This is a genomic window from Niabella aurantiaca DSM 17617 (assembly GCF_000374125.1).
GTDB classification, from domain to species: domain Bacteria; phylum Bacteroidota; class Bacteroidia; order Chitinophagales; family Chitinophagaceae; genus Niabella; species Niabella aurantiaca.
Genome location: NZ_KB893645.1, coordinates 300,453 through 323,960, shown reverse-complemented (window position 1 = coordinate 323,960; position 23,508 = coordinate 300,453). Strand labels below are relative to the sequence as shown.

20 protein-coding genes are annotated in these 23,508 nt (G+C 51.0%); 11 read left to right on the top strand and 9 right to left on the bottom strand.

What is annotated here, in order from left to right:
* Window positions 1–116 precede the first annotated feature (116 nt).
* From eat to B160_RS0122580, 5 genes are all read left to right on the top strand, one after another.
* On the top strand, window positions 117–1,430 hold the full coding sequence (gene eat / locus B160_RS0122600) for an ethanolamine permease (RefSeq protein WP_040680297.1): 1,314 nt from the start codon (window positions 117–119) through the stop codon (window positions 1,428–1,430).
* Complete coding sequence (locus B160_RS0122595; RefSeq protein ID WP_018630225.1) at window positions 1,427–2,782, top strand: glutamine synthetase family protein; 1,356 nt, start codon at window positions 1,427–1,429, stop codon at window positions 2,780–2,782. The genes eat and B160_RS0122595 overlap by 4 nt, the downstream gene beginning before the upstream one ends.
* 435 nt (window positions 2,783–3,217) lie before the next feature.
* On the top strand, window positions 3,218–4,366 hold the full coding sequence (locus B160_RS0122590; protein WP_018630224.1) for an iron-containing alcohol dehydrogenase: 1,149 nt from the start codon (window positions 3,218–3,220) through the stop codon (window positions 4,364–4,366).
* A gap of 4 nt (window positions 4,367–4,370) precedes the next feature.
* The gene (locus tag B160_RS29930; RefSeq protein WP_018630223.1) at window positions 4,371–5,066 is read left to right on the top strand and encodes a gamma-glutamyl-gamma-aminobutyrate hydrolase family protein; all 696 of its coding nucleotides are present in this window, start codon (window positions 4,371–4,373) and stop codon (window positions 5,064–5,066) included.
* 3 nt (window positions 5,067–5,069) lie between these two features.
* On the top strand, window positions 5,070–6,440 hold the full coding sequence (locus B160_RS0122580) for an aldehyde dehydrogenase family protein (RefSeq protein ID WP_018630222.1): 1,371 nt from the start codon (window positions 5,070–5,072) through the stop codon (window positions 6,438–6,440).
* Between the two features lie 291 nt (window positions 6,441–6,731).
* Here B160_RS0122580 and B160_RS0122575 read toward each other — a convergent pair whose 3' ends face one another.
* Window positions 6,732–7,991, bottom strand: a complete 1,260-nt coding sequence (locus B160_RS0122575; protein ID WP_018630221.1) for a DUF445 domain-containing protein — start codon at window positions 7,989–7,991, stop codon at window positions 6,732–6,734.
* A 141-nt stretch (window positions 7,992–8,132) separates the two neighbouring features.
* On the opposite strand from B160_RS0122575, the gene B160_RS0122570 reads away from it, so the two are divergent.
* Window positions 8,133–9,470, top strand: a complete 1,338-nt coding sequence (locus B160_RS0122570; RefSeq protein ID WP_018630220.1) for an MATE family efflux transporter — start codon at window positions 8,133–8,135, stop codon at window positions 9,468–9,470.
* A gap of 316 nt (window positions 9,471–9,786) precedes the next feature.
* Here the strand turns inward: B160_RS0122570 and B160_RS0122560 are convergent, their stop codons facing one another.
* On the bottom strand, window positions 9,787–12,228 hold the full coding sequence (locus tag B160_RS0122560) for a bifunctional YncE family protein/alkaline phosphatase family protein (protein WP_018630218.1): 2,442 nt from the start codon (window positions 12,226–12,228) through the stop codon (window positions 9,787–9,789).
* A 531-nt stretch (window positions 12,229–12,759) separates the two neighbouring features.
* On the opposite strand from B160_RS0122560, the gene htpG reads away from it, so the two are divergent.
* Window positions 12,760–14,649 (top strand): molecular chaperone HtpG, encoded by a 1,890-nt coding sequence (gene htpG, locus B160_RS0122555; RefSeq protein ID WP_018630217.1) that lies wholly within the window; start codon window positions 12,760–12,762, stop codon window positions 14,647–14,649.
* Window positions 14,650–14,742: 93 nt separating this feature from the next.
* Here the strand turns inward: htpG and B160_RS0122550 are convergent, their stop codons facing one another.
* From B160_RS0122550 to B160_RS0122540, 3 genes are all read right to left on the bottom strand, one after another.
* Complete coding sequence (locus tag B160_RS0122550) at window positions 14,743–15,129, bottom strand: hypothetical protein (protein WP_211218100.1); 387 nt, start codon at window positions 15,127–15,129, stop codon at window positions 14,743–14,745.
* Between the two features lie 110 nt (window positions 15,130–15,239).
* A complete protein-coding gene (locus B160_RS0122545) occupies window positions 15,240–15,626 on the bottom strand; it encodes a DUF3037 domain-containing protein (RefSeq protein ID WP_018630215.1) in 387 nt (128 codons plus the stop codon).
* A complete protein-coding gene (locus B160_RS0122540; RefSeq protein WP_018630214.1) occupies window positions 15,604–16,479 on the bottom strand; it encodes a HipA family kinase in 876 nt (291 codons plus the stop codon). The genes B160_RS0122545 and B160_RS0122540 overlap by 23 nt, the downstream gene beginning before the upstream one ends.
* Before the next feature lie 165 nt (window positions 16,480–16,644).
* Between B160_RS0122540 and B160_RS0122535 the strand changes: the two genes are divergently transcribed.
* From B160_RS0122535 to yiaA, 3 genes are all read left to right on the top strand, one after another.
* A complete protein-coding gene (locus B160_RS0122535; protein WP_018630213.1) occupies window positions 16,645–17,031 on the top strand; it encodes a hypothetical protein in 387 nt (128 codons plus the stop codon).
* Window positions 17,032–17,204: 173 nt separating this feature from the next.
* A complete protein-coding gene (locus tag B160_RS0122530; protein ID WP_026309952.1) occupies window positions 17,205–17,789 on the top strand; it encodes a Crp/Fnr family transcriptional regulator in 585 nt (194 codons plus the stop codon).
* Between the two features lie 60 nt (window positions 17,790–17,849).
* Complete coding sequence (gene yiaA / locus B160_RS0122525; RefSeq protein WP_245562266.1) at window positions 17,850–18,305, top strand: inner membrane protein YiaA; 456 nt, start codon at window positions 17,850–17,852, stop codon at window positions 18,303–18,305.
* Window positions 18,306–18,385: 80 nt separating this feature from the next.
* Here yiaA and B160_RS0122520 read toward each other — a convergent pair whose 3' ends face one another.
* Together B160_RS0122520 and murB are read right to left on the bottom strand one after the other, a co-directional pair.
* On the bottom strand, window positions 18,386–19,075 hold the full coding sequence (locus B160_RS0122520; protein ID WP_018630210.1) for a porin family protein: 690 nt from the start codon (window positions 19,073–19,075) through the stop codon (window positions 18,386–18,388).
* Between the two features lie 247 nt (window positions 19,076–19,322).
* Window positions 19,323–20,339 carry a UDP-N-acetylmuramate dehydrogenase gene (gene murB / locus B160_RS0122515; RefSeq protein ID WP_018630209.1) on the bottom strand — a complete coding sequence of 339 codons (1,017 nt, stop codon included), beginning with the start codon at window positions 20,337–20,339 and terminating at the stop codon, window positions 19,323–19,325.
* A 36-nt stretch (window positions 20,340–20,375) separates the two neighbouring features.
* Between murB and B160_RS0122510 the strand changes: the two genes are divergently transcribed.
* Window positions 20,376–21,062: an NAD(P)H-binding protein gene (locus B160_RS0122510; protein ID WP_018630208.1), complete on the top strand. Its 687-nt coding sequence runs from the start codon at window positions 20,376–20,378 to the stop codon at window positions 21,060–21,062.
* Here B160_RS0122510 and B160_RS0122505 read toward each other — a convergent pair.
* Both B160_RS0122505 and B160_RS0122500 read right to left on the bottom strand, forming a co-directional pair.
* A complete protein-coding gene (locus B160_RS0122505; protein ID WP_018630207.1) occupies window positions 21,051–22,259 on the bottom strand; it encodes an MFS transporter in 1,209 nt (402 codons plus the stop codon). The genes B160_RS0122510 and B160_RS0122505 overlap by 12 nt on opposite strands.
* Before the next feature lie 84 nt (window positions 22,260–22,343).
* Window positions 22,344–23,264 (bottom strand): helix-turn-helix domain-containing protein, encoded by a 921-nt coding sequence (locus tag B160_RS0122500; RefSeq protein ID WP_018630206.1) that lies wholly within the window; start codon window positions 23,262–23,264, stop codon window positions 22,344–22,346.
* Window positions 23,265–23,508 lie beyond the last annotated feature (244 nt).

Sequence of the window (23,508 nt, the reverse complement as noted above, 5' to 3'; positions counted from 1 at the left end):
TACGCCTTTACCGGTGTCTGCCCGGACAAAAAAAAGTTATTCCCGGAAATCGAACAACTCATATTATCAATATCTTTATGAACTAACGATCAATTTATCACCTATTCTGCAAGCATATGACCAATCAGGCGCACGGGTTAAAAAGAACGCTCAACTCCACGATGCTGTGGGGGCTCGGAGTGGGTTATGTTATTTCGGGAATGTATTTCGGATGGAACCTGGGTCTTGAAAAAGGCGGCACCCTGGGCATGGGGATCGCCACCCTGTTCATCGCGTTCATGTATGTTGCCTTTACGTTCAGCTACACCGAGCTTGCCTGTGCCATTCCCAAAGCCGGCGGAGCTTTTGACTATGCCGACCGTACCCTGGGAAAGGACCTCGCCTTTTTTGCCGGCATGGCACAAAATATTGAATTCATCTTTGCGCCACCCGCGATCGCCTTTGCCATCGGTGCTTATTTTAATCTGTTCTTTCCCCAGCTTCCGGTGCTGTCCATTGCCATTGCCGTGTACATTATTTTTACGGCGCTGAACATTTCCGGTGTAAAAGCGGCCGCCACTTTTGAGCTGGTGATCACCATTATGGCCGTGGCCGAGCTGCTGCTGTTTGCCGGCATTACGCTGCCGCATTTTGACGCGGACCATCTCAAAAGAAATGCGCTGCCCGCAGGATGGGCCGGCATCTTCCCCAGCATTCCTTTTGCCATCTGGTTTTTCCTGGGCATCGAGGGCATCGCCAATGTGGCCGAAGAAACCAAAAACCCGCAAAGGACCATTTTAAAAGGATTTGGTTCGGCCATCCTCACGCTCGTTGTGCTGTGCGCTTTTACCTTTATCAGCTCCGTGGGTGTTGCCGGCTGGGAAGCCGTGGTGTACACGAAGGAGGGCAGCACTTCCGACTCTCCGCTTCCGCTGGCACTGTCGCATATTGTTACCAACAATGCGTTCCTTTACCATATGCTGATCACCGTTGGACTATTCGGGCTGGTGGCTTCTTTTCACGGCATCATCCTGGCGGCAGGCCGTTCTTCATTTGAGTTTGGCAGGGCCCGTTTTGCCCCGCAATGGCTGGGTAAAGTGAACCGCCGGTTTCAGACCCCGGCCAATGCCCTGGTAGCCAATATGGTGGTGGGCATCATTGCACTGCTTACCGGCAAAACCGGCGAGATCATCATCCTCTCCGTCTTTGGCGCGCTTACGCTGTACATTATTTCCATGATCGCGGTGATCCGGCTCCGCCGGAAAGAGCCTTCGCTGGAACGCCCCTTCAAAGTACCGTTTTATCCTTTGTTCCCCTTTATCGCACTGATCCTGGCCGGCGTCTCTTTCATTGCCGTGATCATTTACAATTTTAAACTCGGGTTGGTGTACCTGGGGCTGCTGCTCATTTGTTATCTCCTGTTCAGTCTCTTCTATAAGAAAGCGCTATGACTACAAAAGAAATCTTACAGTACGTTAAGGACCACGAATCCGGAAAGGTAAAGATCGCCTATGTGGATATAGACGGCATTCTCCGGGGAAAATACATTGCAGCAAAAAAATTCCTGGGCATTGCAGAAAAAGGAACATCCTTTTGTGATGTGATCTTTGGCTGGGATTCCGGCGATGCGTCCTACACCAATTGCAGCTATACCGGCTGGCATACCGGCTACCCCGATGCGCCTGCCCGGATCGATCTCGGCACGTTCCGCAGGATCCCCTGGGAGAACGGGCTTCCTTTTTTTCTGGGAGAGATCATCGACAGCAAAGGCGCACCGGCCTGCGTATGTCCCCGGCAGCTGCTGAAAAAAGTGCTCCGGGATGCGGTGCAGCAGGGATTTACGCCCTATGCGGCCCAGGAGTTTGAATGGTACAATTTTGCAGAAACGCCGCAGACCGTTGCAGACAAAGGTTTTCAGCAACTGACGCCGCTGACGCCGGGAATGTTCGGCTACTCGATCCTGCGGAGCTCCCTGAACAACCGGTTCTTTACCGCACTGTTTGACCAGCTGCGTGACTTTGATGTTCCCATCGAGGGCATTCATACCGAAACAGGACCCGGCACCTACGAAGCCGCTATCGAATACTCCGACCTGCTTACTGCTGCAGACCGCGCCGTACTTTTTAAAACCGCGGTAAAGGAGATCGCGTATCAGCAGGGCATTATGGCTACCTTCATGGCCAAGATCCATGAAAGCCTTCCCGGCTGTGGAGGACATATCCATCAAAGCCTGCGGGATAAAACAGGCAAAAAGAATGTGTTTTACAACGGAAAAGACAAACAACAGATCAGCAATACCCTCCGGCACTATATAGCCGGGCAGCTGCATTGCCTGCCGCAGATCCTGCCCATGTTTGCCCCTACCGTCAACAGCTATAAACGGCTGGTAGAAGGCGCCTGGGCTCCTACCACCATCACCTGGGGCATCGACAACCGCACTGTAGCCCTTCGGGTGCTGCAGCAAAATGAGAGCGCCTGCCGGCTGGAAACAAGGGTTGTGGGCGCCGATGCCAATCCCTACCTGGCCATGGCGGGTGCCATTGCATCCGGTCTTTACGGGATCCGGCACAAACTGGAACTTCAGGATGCCGTAACCGGTAATGGCTATACCGATGAATCGCATGGCACGTTGCCCCGTACCCTGGAGCAGGCTACCGCAGCGATGAAAGCATCCGCTGCCGCCCGGGAACTGTTTGGAGAAGCATTCACCGGCCACTTCGTTGCCACCCGTGAGTGGGAATGGAAACAACATTTAAAAACGGTGACCGACTGGGAAATGAAACGGTATTTTGAGATCATTTAAAGAGGTTGATTACAAAAGAAAAGCGGAACATGTTTCAGAAATTGGGCGGTGGCCATTAACACTATAAAGGCATTGAGATCCATTTCAGCCGCTGGGGGCATTTCCAGGCAGCGAAAGACGCCGGGAGCAGCCCGGTTATCTGGAATTTTAATATTACACACGCCTTTCGGCTACGCTGCCAACGACAGATTACGTTCTATGTTGAAAAATAATTATGCGTCCGTCATGCAACTCGTTGCAGCATCCAACCATTATTCGCACAAATCCCAAGGCAGGAAAAGACCCTGAAATAAATTCAGGGAGACGATAAACGTGACGGTCATCGTCTTCCTTTTTTTGCTATATAAAATAAAAAAAATAGCATGCGGAAAACCTTGCCCATTCACCCATCCTTTTTAACCGTCATACAACTGATTTTATAATTAATTTTACCATATGGCATTTGACAAAATCTATCAATACAATTTCCCCACCACGATCCGGTTTGGTGCCGGATCCAGCAAGGAGCTGGGCGACTATTTAAAAAAGAATGTCCTGGCCCGTGCGCTGGTCGTAACAGACCCTGTGATCGCACAGCTGGATTTTTTTAAAAAGATCGTGGCAACCCTCCGGGCGGGGGGCGCTTCGGTGGAGGTTTTTCACGACATTCATAAGAACCCCGTAAAATCGGATGTATACAAAGGAACAGATCTGTACGATGCCACTGGTCGGGACGCCGTCATTGGCATCGGAGGCGGTGCAGCGCTGGATGTGGCCCGGGCCATCGTGCTGCGGGTACATCACCGCGAAGACCTGTTTAAATACGATGATCTTATAGGTGGCGACGTGTATGTGACCAATGAAGTACCGCATTTTATCACCATTCCTACCACCGCGGGTACCGGCAGCGAGGTAGGACGCAGCGCCATCATTGCCGACGACGAAACCCATCAAAAGAAGATCCTGTTCTCGCCCAAACTGCTGGCAAAAATGGTCTTTGCCGATCCCCTGCTGACGATGGACATTCCACCCGCCATTACTGCAGCAACGGGTATGGATGCGCTCACACATAACCTGGAAGCCTACCTCGTTAATATGGAGCATCCCATGTGCGACGGCATTGCCCTGCAGGGTATTTCGCTGATCGGCGAATCCATTGCAATCGCGGTCAACAACCCGGACCTGGAATCCAGGAGCAAAATGCTCATCGCCTCCCTGATGGGCGCCGTAGCTTTTCAGAAGGGATTGGGTGTGGTACACTCGCTGGCGCACCCACTATCATCCCTGCTGGATACCCACCATGGCCTGGCCAATGCTGTAAACCTGCCCTATGGCATGCGGTTCAATATAGAAGGACAGGAACAGAAGTTTAAAAAAATTGCCGGCGCGCTGAACCTGGCAGGAACAGATGGCGCCGGCGTGGTAGATCATTTGTTTGAGCTGAATACCGCCATTAACATCCCCCACCGCCTGTCGGCGATCGGTGTTAAGGAAGCGCATGTGGAAACACTGGCCGATCTTGCCATCGCAGATTTTGCACATCCCAATAACCCCAAACCCGTTTCCAGGGAAAATTTTAAACAGCTCTACTCAGAAGCATTGTAAACACATGAAGATCGGATTAACATATACCGGCTCGGAACCCAAACAGGCCCATTATACCCGGTGGATCAAGGGTCCGGATGCCATCGAAGTGATCACGCTTTCTGCGGAAACCGGCAACCTGGATGCGATGACGGATTGCGACGGTATCGTACTTTCCGGCGGTATCGATATTGCACCGGAATATTATTCCGGAAAAGCCGGATATCCCAACGCCCCCGACCGGTTTAACGAAGAGCGGGATGCGTTTGAAACCGCGGTTTTCCGGCAGGCGCAGGAAAAGGGCCTCCCGGTGCTGGGCATTTGCCGGGGCATGCAGCTGATCAATTGCATTTATGGCGGTACGCTGGTACAGGACCTCGGCGAAAAAAATGAAGTGCACAGGGTGGCCAATAACCTGGATAAGGTGCACGGCATCCATATTAAGCCGGACAGCATCCTGCACCAGGCCATCGGCAGCGGGCAATGCGCCGTGAACAGCGCGCACCACCAGGCCATCGGCAATATCGGCGATGGACTGCAGATCACCGCTACTGCCCCGGATGGCGTTGCTGAAGCAATTGAACGCAGCCAGGCAACCGGCCACCCGTTCCTGCTGTGTGTGCAGTGGCACCCCGAGCGGATGCACCATTTCGGATTGGAGCAAACCGCTCCTTCAAAAAGCATACGGGAAAAATTTTTGGAAGCCGTACAAAGCAAATAATACATGGATGTAATCAATCCCGCCACCGAAGAGCGGATCGCCACGCTTACAGAAGATATTGCAGCAACCCTGCAGGAGAAATGGCAGCAGCTGAAGGCCGCCCAGCCGGCCTGGCAGGCCCGCCCCCTTGAAGAACGGATCACGGTGGTAAAAAGATTCAGCGAACTGCTGGAAACAAACAAAACACAGCTGGCACAGATACTGACCAGTGAAGTGGGAAAACCGGTTACTCAATCGGCAAACGAGGTCAGCGGCGCCATCGGGCGGATCAGCTGGCTTGCAGGAAATGCGGCAAAATACCTGGCGGATGAGATCATGGGCGAAACGCCGGATCTTGAAGAGCGCATAGCCTATGAGCCCCTGGGCGTGATCGCAAATATCTCTGCCTGGAATTACCCCTACCTGGTGGGGGTAAATGTATTTGTACCCGCCCTGCTGGCAGGCAATGCCGTACTGTACAAACCTTCGGAATACGCCTCCCTTACGGGGTTGCAAATAGAGCGGTTGTGGAAAGAAGCCGGGCTGGATGCCCACCTGTTCTTAACCGCCATCGGCACGGGCAATGTAGGCGCCGCACTTTTAGAAATGCCCTTTGACGGTTATTTCTTTACCGGCAGCTACAAAACCGGCCATTTCATTTACAATAAAGTGGCGGCAAAGATGGTGCCCTGCCAGTGCGAACTGGGAGGCAAGGACCCCCTGTATGTGGCAGACGATGTTACGGATATCATCGCTGTAGCCGCAGCCACTGCAGACGGCGCCTTCTACAACAACGGCCAAAGCTGCTGCTCGGTGGAGCGGATCTATGTACATGAAAACAAATACGACGCCTATATAGAGGCATTTGTAAATGAAGTACGCTCCTGGAAAACAGGCGCGCCAACAGAAGAAGGTATTTATTTTGGCCCGCTTACCCGCAAGGAGCAGATCGGCGTACTCGAAAACCAGATCGCCGATGCCGTGCGGAAAGGGGCACAAATCCGCACCGGCGGCAACAGGGTCGATGGTAAGGGGTACTACTTTCAACCCACGGTGCTTACGGATGTCAATGCCGGTATGCTGGTCATGAAAGAAGAATCCTTCGGACCGGTTATCGGGATCATGAAGGTAAAAAACGATGCAGAAGCGATCGCGCAAATGAAGGATACCGAATATGGTCTTACTGCGTCTGTGTACAGCAGCGGCCAGGCCAGAGCCGAAAGCATCCTGCAGCAGGTGAATGCGGGAACGGGGTACTGGAACTGCTGCGACCGGGTGAGTGCCGCCCTGCCCTGGAGCGGCCGTAAGCATTCGGGCTTTGGCACCACGCTCTCCCACTCCGGGTTGCGGGCTTTTACCAAAGCCAAGGCCTATCACCTCAGGAAGCACTCATAACTGACGAAATACAACGCGTGTTCCCATGTTGTACTACCCGGGCATCAGCACTTCTTCCTGTTAAAACGGATCCAAAAAGCAAAATAAAGGCGCAGTGCTGCAGCTTTCCCATGACAAAAATGAACCGGGTACTCCTGCGATCGCTTTCAGAACGAAAAAATTTTCGATTGTTAAGTATGGAGCATTACAGGGATGCTTTCCGCTGATTATCCCGGGAACATACGCTTTAAGCAGGGGTGAGTTATTCGCAGGGGGCTTCTTTTACAAAAGCAGTTCACCATCAGCTGTCGTCTATAAGAGCCGGCTTAGGGTGTAGATCAATAACCCCACGATGCCGCCCACCAGGGTACCATTGATGCGGATGAACTGAAGGTCCTTTCCCACCTCCAGCTCCAGCTTGTTGCTCAGCTCCTTCCCTTCCCAGTTACCTACCGTATTGCTGATCAATGCGCCGGCCTGCTTCGTATTGCGCAGGATATAATAGTACGCGTTATAACGGATCCAGTTGTCGATCTTCGCACGCATCTCCGCATCCTGCTGCAGCTGAACAGCAAGCTCTTCAACCGATCTTTTAAAGTACCGGCGCAATGCCGAATCCTCCGATGAAAGATCCTGGAGCACCTGTGCCTGTAACCGCTTCCAGATATCCCCAGCATACTGTTCCAGCTTTTGTCGGGTCAGCAGGTCGTTCTTCAGCGACTCCAGGTCGCGCTGCCATTCCGGGCTTGTTTTTAAGGTTTCAGTAAAAGCCAGCAATTGTTTATTAAAATCCTTGCGGATCCGGTGCTGCGGATCTTTTCCGATCTCCTGTAAATATGCAGCGATGCCGCTGGTGAGTTTGGCTGCGATATAATTATTTACGAACCCCGGGATCAGGAAATGACTCTGCTCCTTTACCCGTTGCTTCACCAGCGCTTCGTTTTCGATCACATAGTTCCGTACTTTTTCCAGCACAAAATTCAGCACCCGCTCATGGTCGCCCCGTTCCACGATCAGCCCCAGCCCGTTCGCCACCACCTCATTCAACCGCACTCCATCCAGCAGCTCGCCCGCCTTCCGGGCAATAAACCCGGTGATCATCGGGGCATCGGAAGTTTCCACCATCCGCTTCAGCAACCGGGATGCCTCGGCAACCAGCAGCTGCACATTTTGCGGCTTCATCAGCCATGTGGCTGCAACCGCGCTCAGCTCAAGCCGGTCGATATAGGGACGCAGGGTCTTTGCATTCAAAAAATTGGATACCACAAAATTCCCCAGGTTGTCCCCGATGCTTTTCTTGCTGTTCTCGATCAGGTTCGTATGCGGAATGGGCAATCCCATCGGGTGATGGAACAACGCCGTTACGGCAAACCAGTCGGCCAGCGCGCCCACCATTGCTGCCTCCGCAAAGGCCTTCACATACCCGATCCAGGTATCCGTCCGCGTTTTCAGCAGGTACACACAACCCAGGAATACCAGCGTCATCAACAAAAAAAGGCCGGTAGCCAACGCTTTGTGTTTCTTCAACTGCACGGCTTTCACCGCATCTGCAGATCTTATTTCATTATTCATCTTTCATTTTATTGAAACGTTGAGATTTGAGATTCGAGATAAGCGATGCCAGATCCGTAACGCCGAATACTCAATTCCGGTTCTCCGAAAATATAAAAAATTATGCTGTCACTCATTTATGAATGCTAATTTTGCCCGTCTATGAATTACAAGAAAGAGGCCAGAAATACATTACTGCTCGCATTTCCCATTATCCTTGGCGAAATTGCGCAGATCTCCTTACACCTTGTAGACACCGCCATGATCGGAGCGCTGGGTTATAAAGAGCTCGCAGCTGCAGCATTGGTACTCAACGTCATCAACATTCCCTTTGTATTGGGCATCGGGGTTACGATTTCGGTGGCACAAATGGTATCACTGGCGCATGGGAAGTACGACCGGCAGCTGATCTCCCACTATCTTTACAACGGCTTCATTCTTTGCACCATTGCGGCCTTCGTCATTGCCGCAGCATTGATTGGCGGAACAGAGATCCTCTACCATCTTGACCAGGATCCGGAAGTAGTGGCTTTTGCCGCCCCGTTGATGCGGGTTATGGGGATCTCTATCATTCCCATGATCCTCTTTATGACGCTGAAACAATTTGCAGACGGCCTTCAGTACACCAAAACGGCCATGGTATTGTCCCTGGCAGCCATCCCCATCAATGCCTTTTTGAACTGGGTATTCATTTACGGGCACTGGGGCCTTCCGGAGTTTGGCCTGATCGGTGCGGGTTATGCCACGCTGATCACCCGTACCGCCATCTTCGCTGCGCTGGCCGTTGTGGTACTGAAGCACCGGGTATTCCGGCCATATATAGCAGTAGCAAGGAACCAGTGGAAACTGAGCCGCACCACTTTCCGGCAGCTGTTGAAGATCGGGATCCCCAGCAGTCTGCAGATCGGCATGGAAGCCGGCGCCTTCGCAGTTTCGGGGATATTGATGGGGACCATCCATGCCACTACCCAGGCTGCACACCAGATCGCGCTGAGCTGCGCCTCCTTCACTTTTATGATATCGATGGGGCTTTCACAGGCCGGCTCCATCCGCGTCAGCACGGCCTTCGGAGCAAAGGATATGAAGCGCATCTCCGTTATTGGTAAAAGCACCATTATGCTCGCGCTCATTTATGGCTCCTTCTGCTGCCTGCTGTTCATTTTGCTGCGCAACCAGCTGCCGCACCTGTTTAATAACAACACAGAAGTACTGTCGCTCGCCGCTACCTTCTTATTGCTGGCGGCCATTTTCCAGATCTCTGATTCCATCCAGGCCATCAGTGCGGGTTTGTTACGGGGCATCAAGGATGTAAACGTTCCTACCATTTTTATAGCCATTGCCTATTGGGTATTGGGCATTCCCGTGGGCTGCCTGCTGGCCTTTCATTTCGACCTGGGCGGTGTAGGCATCTGGCTGGGGCTGATCGTAGGCCTTACGGTTTCCGCATTGTTTTTATCCCTGCGGTTTCTGAAGAAAACAAAAGGACGGCTGACTGCTTAGCCTCCGCATGCAGGGGAAACAGGAATTTGAAAATCTGAAGATGTGGAAATCAGGGATCCGCTATCCTTCCATGGTCGTTCCTCCGGGACAACATACAGCTGTCAGTTTTCAACTTATCCGATCAGCGACTGGGAGCCCGGTAAATGGCAAAGTCAATGGTCAATAGACATATGCGTATGAAACCGGATCTAATGTGGTACATTGAACCTGGAACAAAATAACGGTTTTCAGGTGATAGCGCTAACCCGCGAGCGATGAACCGTTTTATATACCTGCAAAATTTCTTAGCAGGTCTCCCGCAGGGGACCAGGCATTCTTAATCATCATCGTCATCCCCTTTTTTCTTCTCGGGGAATTTCAGGAAAGCAGCCCGCACCGGGGAAGGTGCCGGAGTACCCTTAATGCCCATCCAGAGGATATCGTTAAATACCAGGTCGGGAACCGCATCTTCTTTCGACCAGTCAAATTGCTCGCTCCATGCGGCCAGCTTTCCTTTGGAAGGATTGCGTTCAGACAGGTTTACATTCGCCGGAAGATGATCAAATGCAGTAAGATCGGGGGCAGCTGTAAAGCAGCGCCACATGGGCGTTGCAGCGGCATCATATTGTGTCATGGGTGGCATTCCCAGGATCAGCTCGATGGTGCGCAGCATACCGGTGGTCGAATACATCGTATGGTCTACCGACCGCCGCTTTACATACGGACTGATCACGTAAGCAGTACTGCGGTGCGCATCCACATGATCCGGCCCGTTTTGCGCATCGTCTTCCAGGATAAAGATGGCGCACTCTTTCCAGATGGGACTTTTGCTGATGTAATCCACAAACATTCCCACGGCCAGGTCATTGTCTGCCACATGCGCAAAGGGCGTTTTGCGGCCGGCCCGCATTCCTTCCGTATGATCGTTTCCAAAGCGGATGGTCGTTAACTGCGGCAGCGCATCCGCGGCCAGCAGCGAATCAAAATCATGTTTCCATTGCCGGAAGCGGGTTGTGTCGGCAACGCTCAGGTCATAACCGGTATATCCCGGGGCAAAACGGCCGTTGAGCACATCCAGCTTCCCTTTACCATTATCCACAAATTCACCGTATGTACGGAAAGATACCTTGTGCCGGGCTGCATGATCCCAGATAAAGCCATCGCGGTTGTTGGCGATCTTACGTTCTCCTTCCCCGCCATAAGTACCCCCGCGGCTGCCGTAGCTCGATGGCCAGGTCTTTTCCAGGTAGTCGGTAGCATAGGCTCCCATGCTCCAGTTATGCCCGTCGGCACTCACTTCCGCATCTACATAAAAATTATCAAGCAACACAAAGTCCTTTACAATTTTGTGCTGGTTCGGCGTGATCCTTTCACCAAACAGGCACAAGCCGCTGTCGCCGTTCCCTCGCCGGATATCACCCAGCACCTGGTCATAGGTGCGGTTCTCCTTGATCACGTAAAATACATACTTGATGGGGGAAGGCGCTCCTACCTGCATGGGCACCGGGTTCCCTTTTTCTCCCTGAACCTGCAGTTCTTTATCCTTTGAATAAGGTGTATTCTGATAAACCGCCCGTGAATAGGCGGCCAGCTGCTGCGGCGTGGGGGCGCTGATAAAGCTCAGTGTACCATGAAACAACCCCGCGATGTATTGTACTTTTGCCGGGCGGCTGCTGTCGCCTGCATGCCGCAGCACTACTTCTTTTTTATTTACCGGGTTGGGACCATAAGGGTTGGCCATTGAAGACATGCCCTTGCCATTGGTAACCAGCACCTGCTTTCCGACCACTTTCACATTGGTAGGATACCAGCCTACGGGGATAAATCCCCTGGAGACGGATTTTGAAGGGACGGATACATCAAATACAGCCAGGCAATTGTTATCAGCATTGGCCACATAAAGGGTCTTTTCATCCGCTGAAAGCGCCACACCATTGCTGGTTGAGCCGCTGGGCGCATTGGGATAAAGAGCCGCATTCAGGGTTTCGATCACCTTGTTGGTTCCCGTATGGATCACCGATACGGAGTTATCATTGGCATTGGCCACATAAAGCAGCTGGCCGTTTTTACTGATACAGATCTCATTGGGATGGTCGCCGGTGGCGATGGCGGCCGTGATCTTTGCCGCGGCAACATCCCATACCAGCAGTTTACGCCCGCCCCAAACGCTTATGTACAACCGCTTCCGGTCGGGAGAAAGCTTGCAGGTATACGCTTCCGATCCCAGGCTTGTTTTGCTCTTTATTTTTTTGGTGGCCAAGTCAAACACATACAGACTGCTGTCTTCCCGGGTAACCACATACAGCTGGTTGCTGGTTTTATCATCCACATCCAAACCGGCGGTGCCGATGCGGTCGGGCCATTTCTCACCCAGTACAAACGAATCTTTTAAGGCCAGCCGGTTCTTTTGTATCGCATACCGTTTCACCACATTATCGTGCCCGCCGGAGGCATAGAGGTAGCGGTCGTTGCTGCTAAAAGCCAGCCCGTACCAGGATCTGGCGATCACGATGCTGTCCAATCTTTTCTTTGCTACAAGGTCCACCAGGTCGATCGTCTGCGTGCTCTGGCCATTATTGGTAACCGCTGCCAGGCGCCGGTTATTGCTGATCACCAGGTTCAGCGGAAGATCTCCCAGGGGCAGCTGGGTTCCGGCCGGGGTCAGCGACCAGCCATTGGGGAGTAAGATCCTGTTATGCGCAGGTCCGGGTTGCGAAAAACCGGGAATCACCGCTGTGGCCAGCAAGACCGTTGTAATGAGGCGATAAACGACGTTCATGTTGCAAAATAATCGTTTTTGCTCCTCACTGCCGAGGGGCACTTCAATAAATAAGGTAAAGTTAATATGGGAATTGAGGAATTTGAAGATATGGAAATGAAGGACCCGCTATCATTCCATGGTCGTTCTTCCGGAGCAAAATACAGTTATCAGTTTTCATCCAATCAGTGACTAAGGGACCGGTGATGGCAATGGGCAACAGATATGCGAGTATGAAACCGGATCCAACCTGGAACAAAATAACAGCTTTCAGCGACCGGGGGCAGTAAATTGTTTGCATATCTGCAAAATTCCGCTAACATCCTGTCTGCCGCGGCCGGCCCAGGGCCCTCGGTGGCCAGTGATCAGCCATCATTTGAATGCCAGCACATCAACCTTTCAACAATACTCAGTCACATCAACCACATTCAACCCGCCAGCGGCCAGTGAAAAGGATCCTTCTAAACCTGAAACCTGCTCTAACCTGACAAAATGACCTTAATACCTCCGTGGTATCGCATTTGATGTAGAAGGTAAAAATTTCTACAAACTATGATACAAGAAAAAGGCTCCATTTCCATTCATACGGAGAACATTTTCCCCATTATTAAGAAATTCCTCTATTCTGACCATGAGATCTTTCTGCGCGAACTGGTTTCCAATGCCGTAGACGCCATTCAAAAAGCAAAGCGCCTGGCATCACTGGGTCAGTTCAACGGTGAGATCGGCACACCGCTGGTGGAAGTAACTCTGGATAAAGAGGCAAAAACCATCACGATCTCAGACAACGGGATCGGAATGACCGCGGAAGAGATCAAAAAATACATCAACCAGATAGCTTTTTCCGGGGCTGAAGAGTTCATGGAAAAGTTCAAAGAAGCAAAAGATGCCTCCGAGATCATCGGCCGGTTCGGATTGGGTTTCTATTCGGCATTTATGGTGGCTGACCGGGTGGAGATCCAGACCCTGAGCTTTCAACCCGGAGCCGAGCCCGCAAAATGGTCCTGCGATGGCAGCACCGAATTTGAGATCAGTGAGGGCAGCCGCACAACCCGGGGTACCGATGTGATCCTTTATATCAATGATGAAAACCAGGAGTTCCTGGAAGATCACCGCATTGAAAATATTTTAAATAAATATGCGAAATTCCTTCCCGTGCCGGTTCAGTTCGGCACCAGAACAGAAAGTGAGCCCGATGGTGAAGACGAGGAAGGAAAACCGAAATACAAAAACGTCGAGGTACCCAATATCATCAATACCGGTGTACCTATCTGGACGAAACCACCCAGTGAATTAAAAGACGAGGACTACCTGAATTTTTACAGGGAGCTGTACCCCATGAGCGAGGATCCTTTGTTCTGGATCCACCTGAATGTGGACTACCCGTTCAACCTGACCGGTGTATTGTATTTCCCCAAGATCAAAAATGACATCGAGCTACAGCGCAATAAGATCAAGCTGTACAGCCGCCAGGTATTCATTACAGACGAGGTGAAGGATATTGTTCCTGAATTCCTGATGCTCTTGCACGGGGTGATCGATTCACCGGATATCCCGCTGAATGTATCCCGCTCCTTTCTGCAGTCCGATGGCAATGTAAAAAAGATCAATACCTACATCACCAAAAAAGTGGCCGATAAGCTGGCGGAGCTGTTTAAGAACGATCGTAAAAGCTACGAAGAAAAATGGAACGATATCGGCGTGTTTGTAAAATACGGCGCCATCAGCGAACCTAAATTCTGGGAACGTGCCAAAGATTTTGTACTGCTGGGCAATACCCAAAAAGGACTTTATACACTCAATGAATATAAAGACACGGTAACCCCCGCACAAAAGGACAAGGACGATAACCTGGTGTATCTATATACCCCGAATGCGGAAAAGCAGGACGGCTATATACAGGCTGCAAATAAAAAGGGATACGACGTACTGCTGATGGACAGTCCGTTGGACAATCACTTTATCAGTCATCTTGAAAGGGACCTTGAAAAGACCCAGATCAAACGGGTGGATGCCGATGTGCTGGAAAAGCTGATCGACAAAGGCGAGGAGATCACCAGCAACCTGTCTGAAGACCAGAGCAAAGAGATCAAAGAGGTCTTTGAAAAAGCCATTACCAAACCGGGCATGGACGTAAGCGTGGAAACCCTTTCTGCGGAGGCCATGCCGGTAACAGTGACCATGGATGAATTTATGCGCCGCATGAAGGATATGGCAGCCATGGGCGGTGGCGGCATGAACTTTTACGGGGCTATGCCCGACAAGTATAAAGTGGCCATTAATGCCAACCATCCGCTGGCCACAAGGATCCTGGCAGAGACCAACGCTGATGCAAGGCAGGCCCTGGCAAGGCAGGCTTTTGACCTGGCACTCCTGGCGCAGGGAATGCTCACCGGAGCCGATCTTACTTCCTTTGTAGAAAGAAGCGTGAAGATGATTTAGGGAAACTGCATTTTATAAAATAAAAAGCGGAGCACAAAATAGATGCTCCGCTTTTTTATTCCGGTAACGATATCATTACGAACGCCTGAACGCCTATTTTGACGGCACAATACGCAACTCATCCACCAATTTGCCCCCCAGGTCAAAAATGCGGAAACGAGCCTCCGTATCAGTAACACCCGCCCTGATAATGTTATTATTGGAGTTCACAATTACCGGAAACCGGATGGCTTCCGAAGCCTGCTGGATCCTGTGCCGGTGCTCGTGTGCGCTCAGCATTACCTGGATGGCCTCATTGAGGATGGGCACCCATTTTTTTGTGATCTCCAGGTTGCCATGCCAGCCGTTGGCGGGCGGAATATGACAGATGGCAATCTTGTAGGTGGCGTTCCTGAATGCATAAAACACGGCCGCAAGAAAAAGCAGGCAAAGCCCCATCTTCGCCGGAAAGCTCCCGGCCCGTAGTTGTACCATTTTCATAAACATCCTTTCAATTTTTCAAAAATACCACCCGCAGGGTCGCAATAAATCTGCGCTCCCAGGGCTAAAAATCCATGCATTCTCCCCGGAGGAAGCGAGGGCACAGCAGATCATAAAACAAACTTTTCGAGCAATTGCTTCGCCAGCTCATTTGTTGTTTCTGCCATACCGGGGTGTACTTTTGAACATTGAATGAGCGTGCTCCGGGTGGCCGTCAGCCAACGGAAACGCGAAGCTGCATCCAGGAGGGCGATCCCCGATCTTGAACGACGCTCGCCGGCAGCGATCTCGCAAAATGCCCGCAGGTTGTCCCTGATGCCTTCCGCATCCGCTTCGGGATTCAGGCACTTCAGTTTTTTCAGATCCAGGGAAACCGCCGTTTCCAGAAAGCGCGTTTTTTTACAAAAAACGATCACCCCCACGTTGATGAATTCTTCGCGTTCCACGCGGGGCACCACGCGGATCACCGCATACTCATATACCAGCAGCTCTTGCATCCAGTGCCGTTTTTAAGAAGGTGGAAGAATTTTTTAAACGCCAGGAGAGGAACTGCCGGTACACTTCGCGCGCCGCTTCCGGATCGCCCAGCGTTTCTTCATACATCAGCCATTCCATGGGTACCCGGTTCACCATCTCATGCAGCAGCTGATCGGTCAGTATATTTTTACAAAATGCATCCGCCTCTTCCAGCATGGAAGCACTTTTTAATAAGACATGATCTTTTATCAATGGGAAGGTGCTCTTCATCTGTGCCGGCCAGCTTTCCCAGTTGTGATGAAAATAGAGGCAGGCGCCATGATCGATCAGCCAGAGCTCCCGGTGCCATAGCAGCATGTTCGTATTCCGTACCGTACGGTCCATATTGGTGAGGAAGGCGTCCAGCCATACAATTTTAGACGCCAGCAGCGGGTCTGCTTCTGTAACCGCCGGATCAAACGTAACCGAACCACTCAGGTAATGTAAACCCAGGTTCCATCCCTGGCTGGCTTTCAGCAGATCCTGGATCTCTTCATCCCCCTCCGTACGCCCAAAGGCTTCATCCAGATATGCAAATACCAGCTCCGGCACTTTCAGCTGCAGCGCACGCGCCACCTCCCCGCCGATGAACTCGGCCACCAGCGCCTTTATACCCTGCCCGGCCCCTCTGAACTTTAACACATATAAAAAGCCATCATCTGCCTCCGCTATCGCAGGCAGCGACCCACCCTCTCTTAACGGGGTTATATACCGGGTAACTTTTACCGAACGGATCTCGGACATATCCTTATTCAATTTGGATCCAAATGTAGGCAATCTCTTCCATACGTTTGAGAACAGCAGCACATAGTTCAGCGCTGCTTCCGGGTTCAAACCGTTGCAGATGGCCGCCGGGCGATCCGGGCCGGTGCCAACCTGCGCAAAGGCGCCCGTTTATTCATACTGCGTTTCAGCAAATCGACCTGGAATATCTTTGCTGAACTGTTGCGCCCGGATCCTGCACCGCGTTATACTACTAAAAGCACGCATCTATAAATTATGAAAAAAGCATACCTGCCGGTCCTTGTCATTGCTTTTTGCTGCACCCTGATGGCCTGCAACAAAAAGAGCCATCCCTCAAGAGAAACACTTACCAAAAACAATGTGCCTACCCAATACCAGGGGCTCCTGATGCCGGGCGCATTGCATCTGAAGAACGATTCGGTATCAATGGCGCTATATCCTTCCGCTTCCCTGTATTACCTTGATCTAAGACTGAAAGGCAGCGGCGGGTATTATGTGCTGTTAAAACAAGCAGAGCAAACCAACACCCCGGTGCGTGCCTGGGTCTTTAAAGAAAATAAAAGCCCTGTAGAAGTGGCTAAGATTGAACCGGCCTCAAAGGAGGAAGTGGAGCAATGGAATAAAGCGTGGGTTCATCCATAACCCATCATTAATGTTGCTGCAGCGGCAGGGATCAGCCGTCAGAGATGAGAATTGAGATTTGAGCTATCCGTGTCTTGTGTCCGGGCTGTAAGACATTGCTGATAGCTATAAAAACTGAAGGCCGAAAACCAATGGCCTGCCGGTTCTTTCTTATATTTATAGCCCAGCAGCGCATGAAACTTCTCTTTGATCATATCGAACAATATTACCCCCTAAGCCCGGCTGCCCGGGAAGCGCTTGCCGAAAATTTTGAAGAACAGGTCCTGGCCAAAAACAAATACCTGGTTACAGAAGGCAAGGTATGCAAGCACCTTTACTTCCTGCAGCAGGGTGCACTCCGGGGATACATTCACGTGGACGGGAAGGAGATCACCAACTGGTTCGGCTTTGAGGAGAATTTCATTACTTCCTTCTACAGTTTTATAACGCAGCAGCCCAGTGTGGAAAACATCCAGTTGCTGGAGGGGAGCATTTTATGGGGCATTACCAAAGAGCAGCTCACCCGTTTGTTCAACACCCATCACGAGATCGAGCGCCTGGTGCGGATCATCTATGAAAAATACTATATCCGCCTGGAAGAGCGTTACGTGAATGCCCAGTTGCGGACCGCTACCGAACGCTATGCGCACCTGATCCGGGAGGCCCCACACATCCTTGAGCGGGTACCGCTTGGCCAGATCTCTTCCTACCTCGGCATCAGCCCGGAAACATTAAGCAGGATCCGTAGCCATTTTAACAATACCAGTGCGGCTTCTTGACAATTGTCAAAAAAAGACATCCGGGGCAACCATAGATTTGTATTCATAAAATAAAAAGTTATGAGACAAATGCAACAACCATCCAACGCTTTTATTGCCGCTTCCTGGTTTGCCTTATTCACCGGGATCACTGCCTATGTCATCGGCTTGTGGAATGCTGAAATGGAATTAAACGAGAAGGGATATTATTTTACGGTACTGATGTTTGGTCTTTTCTCCGTCATGTCGGTACAAAAGGCGGTGCGCGATCAGCTGGAGGGCATTCCCGTCACCAACCTCTACTATGGCATCGCCTGGTTCACCACCATCCTGTCGATCATTTTGCTGACGGTAGGGCTGTGGAACGCAACGCTTACAAAGAGCGAAAAGGGCTTCTATGCCATGTCGTTTACCCTGAGCCTGTTTGCGGCTATTGCTGTGCAAAAGAATACGCGTGACAGCAGGCTGGCTGCCCCGGATGAATCAAAATCCGGCAGTGTTGATACCCCTGTTTTTTCAAGGAGCGATCCTTTTTGACCTTTTTTTAAAACACCGATCACCATGCATAAAAAAGGTCGTAACCGGGGTTACGACCTTTTTCCCTACAAATTCTGTTTTTAGAAGAACACACCCAGGCGAAGCGCCCAGCGGTTCAACGCCACTTTATCATCTTTCCAGTCTTTATTTTTCGTTATATCGGTGAAGCCATTTTCGAAGCCCACCCCGAAGTACAGGTCTGTTTTTTGTGCAAGCCGGTATTCTCCACCCGCGCCTACCAGCAATCCCATATTCAGTTTGTTGGTCTTGTTCATGGCATTGATGTTTTCTTCCGAAGTATTTCCATAAGAGTAGTCCAGACGCGAGCCGATCAATGCACCCATATAGGTACCAAACTGGCCCCACCAGCGGAACCCGTTGTTCTCATTCGATTTCAGCTTTACACTCAATGGAATTTGCAGGTACTGCAGTTTAAGTTTGTAGCTCTGCTCTGCTCCTACGGCTTCATCCCTGTAAAGCCCTTTGCCCGCATCCTTATACAGCAGCGAAGAAGATGCATGCTGTACTTCCAGGCCGGTTGCAAAAGCCCCGCGGCTGTCTGAAAACTGGATATCCGCCATCAAACCATAGTTCACACCAAAGCCGGAACCGTCTTTTTCAATACCGTTTTCCAGGGGACGCAGTGTGTTTACAAAAACCGGATCAATCTTAAACCCGAGACGGACATCTCTTCCGTAGAACCCGCGCTGCGCAAAAAGGGTCGCCCCCGTTACCAGGCAGATCATCGTTAGCAATAAGGATTTTTTCATTTTAAAAAATTTGCGCAAAGGTAATCATCCCGTATAATATGAACAAATTGTTACGATATACCGGACACCCAACATTGGAATAATGTGAAAATGTGGAAATGCATATTAAACCCAGGCACATCAACCTCCATAAACAACTTTTAACCGCACTAAACCAGAAACCGGCCCTGTTCTGCAAGCAATGATACCCGCACGGATCGAATATATACTGATAACAGGGATAAACTTCAAACCTGGAACATTGCCTTTAGACAATATTCACTTCCGGATACAGCTCCACTCCATACTTTTTAAAAACGGTATCGATCACCAGCTTGCAGATCTCCAGGATCTCCGGACCCGTGGCATCTTTATAATTAACAAGCACCAGGGCCTGCTTTTCATGCACCCCCGCATCGCCGTTGCGATAACCTTTTAAACCGGCATGCTCAATCAGCCAGCCGGCTGCCAGCTTCATGGATCCATCCTCATTTTCGTAAGCTACCAGGTCCGGGAACGCCGCTTTCAGCAACATATATTTTTCTTTGTCCACAACGGGGTTCTTAAAAAAACTGCCGGCATTCCCGATCACGGCCGGATCCGGGAGTTTGGAGGACCGGATGTTGATAACCGCCCGGGCTATGGCCCGGATAGAAAGCTCCGAAATACGGAGCCGTTCCAGCTCCTGTCTGATAGCACCATATTCTATATGGAAGACCGGATTGGTACGAAGGCGGTAGGTTACATCGGTGATCACAAACTGATCCCGGTACACATTTTTAAATACACTTTCGCGGTAACCGAATGCACATTCCTCATTGGTAAACGTTCTGGTATATCCCTCATACCGGTGCACCGCGGTAAGCCCATGGAACACATCCCGGACCTCCACCCCATAGGCCCCGATATTCTGCATGGGAGACGCCCCCACACAACCCGGGATCAGCGCCAAATTTTCTATACCGGCATACTGGTGCTCCAGGCAATGCAATACAAACTGGTGCCACACCTCCCCTGCACTTACTTTTACGTTTACAAAATCTTCACCGGTTTCCAGCACCTCGTATCCCAGCAATTCATTTTTGATCACCAACCCATCATAATTCTCCCGCAACAAAATATTGCTGCCCCCACCTATGATCAGTGAGGGAGTCTCTTCCCGTTTGGCCCATGCCAATGCCTCCTGCAGCTCCGGCACCGAGGCCACCCGGGTAAAATACCGGGCGCTTGCCCGGATGCCAAAACTGTTGTATGGTTTTAAAGAAATATTATCCAGAATTTCCATAGCTTTAAAGTATTGCAAAGTAACATTATTCTTTCTATGGGAAAAAAAACCGCGGCAATCGTCGGTTCCGGCGGGCTCATTGGATCGCGATTGCTTCAATATTTATCAGAAGACCCTGAGTACGGCATCATAAAGACACTGGTGCGTTGGCCCGCAACATCCCGGCTTCCCAAACAGGAGGAAAAGCTGGTCGACTTCAGCGATGCAGAATCCATACTGCTGGCGCTTATTGATGTAGATGTTGTATTCTGCGCCATCGGCACCACCCTGAAAAAAGTAGGCGGCGATAAAAAGCGTTACTGGCAGATCGATCATGATATCCCGCTGCGGGTATGCCGGATGGCGTTGGAAATGGGTTGCAGGGAAATGGTACTGGTTTCCGCCATTGGTGCCGGCAGCAACAGCAGCAACTTTTATTTACAACTGAAAGGAAGGACCGAAGAAGACCTGATCGCTACCGGCATGCCCAGCCTGCACATCATGCAGCCCAGCCTGCTACTGGGCGACCGAAAAGAAAAACGGCGCATGGAAGCCATCAGCCAGCGAATCATGAAGCCGGCATCTGCGCTGCTTTCCGGCTCCTGGTCAAAATACAGGGCGATCGATGCCGGCGATGTTGCCAATGCCATGATCGAAGCCGTGCATACCGGCCAACCCGGCGTTTTCCGTTACACATGGAAGGAAATGATGGAACTTTCAGACCGCTACACTTCAGACCGTTAAAGCCCCCGTAGCCCGGCTTCCCATAACGGGATACAGCAACAACAGCAATACCCCGATCAAAAGGGAAAACACCATATAGCTGACTGATAAACCGCTTACATCGTAAATATTCAAAACACCTGCCAGGGCATAGCTGGCAAATGATGTAACGATATAGCTGCCGCCGCTGGTGACCCCTCCGGACATACCCGCCATCGCCGGAAACCGCGTCAGGCAATAAGTAAAATAACAATTGTAAAGATACCCTATCTGAAAATGCAACAGCGCCACAAATACCATCATAAAAATAACATGATGAAAACGGAGCGCGATGCAGTACATAGCAATGGCCATCCCCAGTTGCACCAGCAGCCCGTTCCTCAGTTTCCGGAACAGCGGTTTCCGCAACAGCCATTTGCTGAACAATCCTCCTGCGAGCAGCGCCAGGCCGGATACCAGCGCGCCGTAGCCGGTTTGTACCGCCGTATAATGGAAAACATTCTCAATAATGAACGGCGCCGCCATATTGAATACAATGACCATGGAATAACTCAGCCCCAGTACAAGAATACCGTAGCTAAAGTCCCGGGCGGCCAGCATTTGCCGGTAGCTGCCTACGAGCATCGCCAGGCGGAACGGGCGCCGTTCCTTCAAGGTTTCACCGCTGAAGCATGCCTCCAGTATCAGCAACACCAGCCCGTAAATTGCCAGGAAATAAAAATTGGCCCTCCATCCGAAAAAATGCTCCAGGTAGCCGCCTAAAAAGGGTGCCAGTATGGGCGCTGCGGACCAAACAATTGAAAGCAGGCTGGTATAGTGCTTTTGTTTTTCCCCCTCAAATACATCGATAAAAAAAGAGCGCTTGGCCACCATGATCACTGCAATCAAAAAACCCTGGATGGCCCGCAGCACAAGCAGCCAGTCCATACGGTCCAGCTGCGTGATCAAAAAACTGGTCAGCACAAAAAGTGCCAGCGCCGTCATCCCGGGCCGGTATCTTCCAAAGCTGTCCACAAGGCCTCCCACAAAAAGCTGGGAAATGCCATAGCTGACCAGGTACACCGTCATTGTTAAGCGGACGTTTGCTGCCGTGGTCTGTAATCCTTCCACCATCTGGGGAAAAGAGGGAATATAAATATCCAGCGCGAGCCCCGATATGGGGATCAATAAAAACGCCAGAACGGTGGATATGCCTGTTTGCCTATTGGTCTGCTGCATAGCTGATGCTTTTAATCGAAGCGGCAAAGCTACCGGACCAGCGCCCTTTTACGGGTACCCGATTCAAACAATTTTATACAAAAATCAAACATGAACAAAAAAAGCGCTCCGGTACCGGCCCGGGCTTTCGCCGGTATGCTTCCGGAAGAACTGCGAAAAATGCTGAACGTATTCAAAACCCAGGCTATTTCCGATTGCTGAAATATTCCAGTCGGAATTCTTCAGGAGATCCATGGCTTCTTCGAGGATGCGTTCCCGGATGATATGGCTGGTAGATTTACCGGTCAGCTTCCGCACTGTATGGTTCAGATGATTCACATGCACGTGTAGCAGCGCTGCAAAATCACCGGGATTTCTGAGGCGGAGCAGGGTATCCGGAGCGTCAACAGGGAACTGCCCGTTCAGCAGCTGAAGAAAACCGGATACCAGGCGGTCCGGCCGTTCCGATTTGTCGTCGCTCAGGGTACGCGCTTTCTGAAACCGGATCACGGTGTTGAAGATCAATCGCAAAAAACTCAGCATCAGCTCCTTTTTATACGGCAACGTGCTGCAGTACTCCCTTTCCATCAATTGAAAATAACCGAAAAGCGTATGGTATTCATCACCCGATAATAACAGGAACGGGAACAACCGGTCGCTGAGCATTGTCTGTACCTTTTTGAATTCCCGTTTCAGATCTGAAGTAAGATACTGCTCATTAAAAATGCTGAGATAGCCTCCCTGGGCTTCGCGATAGGTATCAAACCCCATTTTAATATCCGGATCCGTAAAGCAGATCACCGGCTGATCAATGGTCACTTCTCCCGCATCCGCACGGAACACCGCCCCGCCTGTTGAAAGGCAGATCTTATAATAATCCCTGCGGTGAAAGGGCAAGGAGCGCAGACTGTTCTGTCGCTTCAGCACATTAAAATGCTGCGACCTCCCATCCGACCTCAGCAGTTCCTCCGGTACCGACCGGCCGGTGGACTTATAATACTGTACAATGGTTTCCAGGAATTCCATATTACAAATGTACAAAATTCAAATATCACTGTATTCGCCAGGTGTATCCCGCTTTTCATCGGTGCGCAGGTTTTCCTGCCGATTTCCCGGGTACATACAAACGATCCGGGCTCTTCACCACGGCTTTGTCCTGATCACAAAGGGAACACTGGCACCCGGCTTATCATTTTTGCGGATCTGCGCTGGCGCATCTCCCACACTGTTAAAAAAAACAGCATATGCCCCGAATTTTGTAAATTACTGT

Bases quoted from the DNA above. Each gene is read 5' to 3' on its own strand.
- eat (WP_040680297.1), top strand. From the start codon at position 117: ATGACCAATCAGGCGCACGGGTTAAAAAGAACGCTCAACTCCACGATG.
- B160_RS0122595 (WP_018630225.1), top strand. From the start codon at position 1,427: ATGACTACAAAAGAAATCTTACAGTACGTTAAGGACCACGAATCCGGA.
- B160_RS0122590 (WP_018630224.1), top strand. From the start codon at position 3,218: ATGGCATTTGACAAAATCTATCAATACAATTTCCCCACCACGATCCGG.
- B160_RS29930 (WP_018630223.1), top strand. From the start codon at position 4,371: ATGAAGATCGGATTAACATATACCGGCTCGGAACCCAAACAGGCCCAT.
- B160_RS0122580 (WP_018630222.1), top strand. From the start codon at position 5,070: ATGGATGTAATCAATCCCGCCACCGAAGAGCGGATCGCCACGCTTACA.
- B160_RS0122575 (WP_018630221.1), bottom strand. From the start codon at position 7,991: ATGAATAATGAAATAAGATCTGCAGATGCGGTGAAAGCCGTGCAGTTG.
- B160_RS0122570 (WP_018630220.1), top strand. From the start codon at position 8,133: ATGAATTACAAGAAAGAGGCCAGAAATACATTACTGCTCGCATTTCCC.
- B160_RS0122560 (WP_018630218.1), bottom strand. From the start codon at position 12,228: ATGAACGTCGTTTATCGCCTCATTACAACGGTCTTGCTGGCCACAGCG.
- htpG (WP_018630217.1), top strand. From the start codon at position 12,760: ATGATACAAGAAAAAGGCTCCATTTCCATTCATACGGAGAACATTTTC.
- B160_RS0122550 (WP_211218100.1), bottom strand. From the start codon at position 15,129: ATGAAAATGGTACAACTACGGGCCGGGAGCTTTCCGGCGAAGATGGGG.
- B160_RS0122545 (WP_018630215.1), bottom strand. From the start codon at position 15,626: ATGCAAGAGCTGCTGGTATATGAGTATGCGGTGATCCGCGTGGTGCCC.
- B160_RS0122535 (WP_018630213.1), top strand. From the start codon at position 16,645: ATGAAAAAAGCATACCTGCCGGTCCTTGTCATTGCTTTTTGCTGCACC.
- B160_RS0122530 (WP_026309952.1), top strand. From the start codon at position 17,205: ATGAAACTTCTCTTTGATCATATCGAACAATATTACCCCCTAAGCCCG.
- yiaA (WP_245562266.1), top strand. From the start codon at position 17,850: ATGAGACAAATGCAACAACCATCCAACGCTTTTATTGCCGCTTCCTGG.
- B160_RS0122520 (WP_018630210.1), bottom strand. From the start codon at position 19,075: ATGAAAAAATCCTTATTGCTAACGATGATCTGCCTGGTAACGGGGGCG.
- murB (WP_018630209.1), bottom strand. From the start codon at position 20,339: ATGGAAATTCTGGATAATATTTCTTTAAAACCATACAACAGTTTTGGC.
- B160_RS0122510 (WP_018630208.1), top strand. From the start codon at position 20,376: ATGGGAAAAAAAACCGCGGCAATCGTCGGTTCCGGCGGGCTCATTGGA.
- B160_RS0122505 (WP_018630207.1), bottom strand. From the start codon at position 22,259: ATGCAGCAGACCAATAGGCAAACAGGCATATCCACCGTTCTGGCGTTT.
- B160_RS0122500 (WP_018630206.1), bottom strand. From the start codon at position 23,264: ATGGAATTCCTGGAAACCATTGTACAGTATTATAAGTCCACCGGCCGG.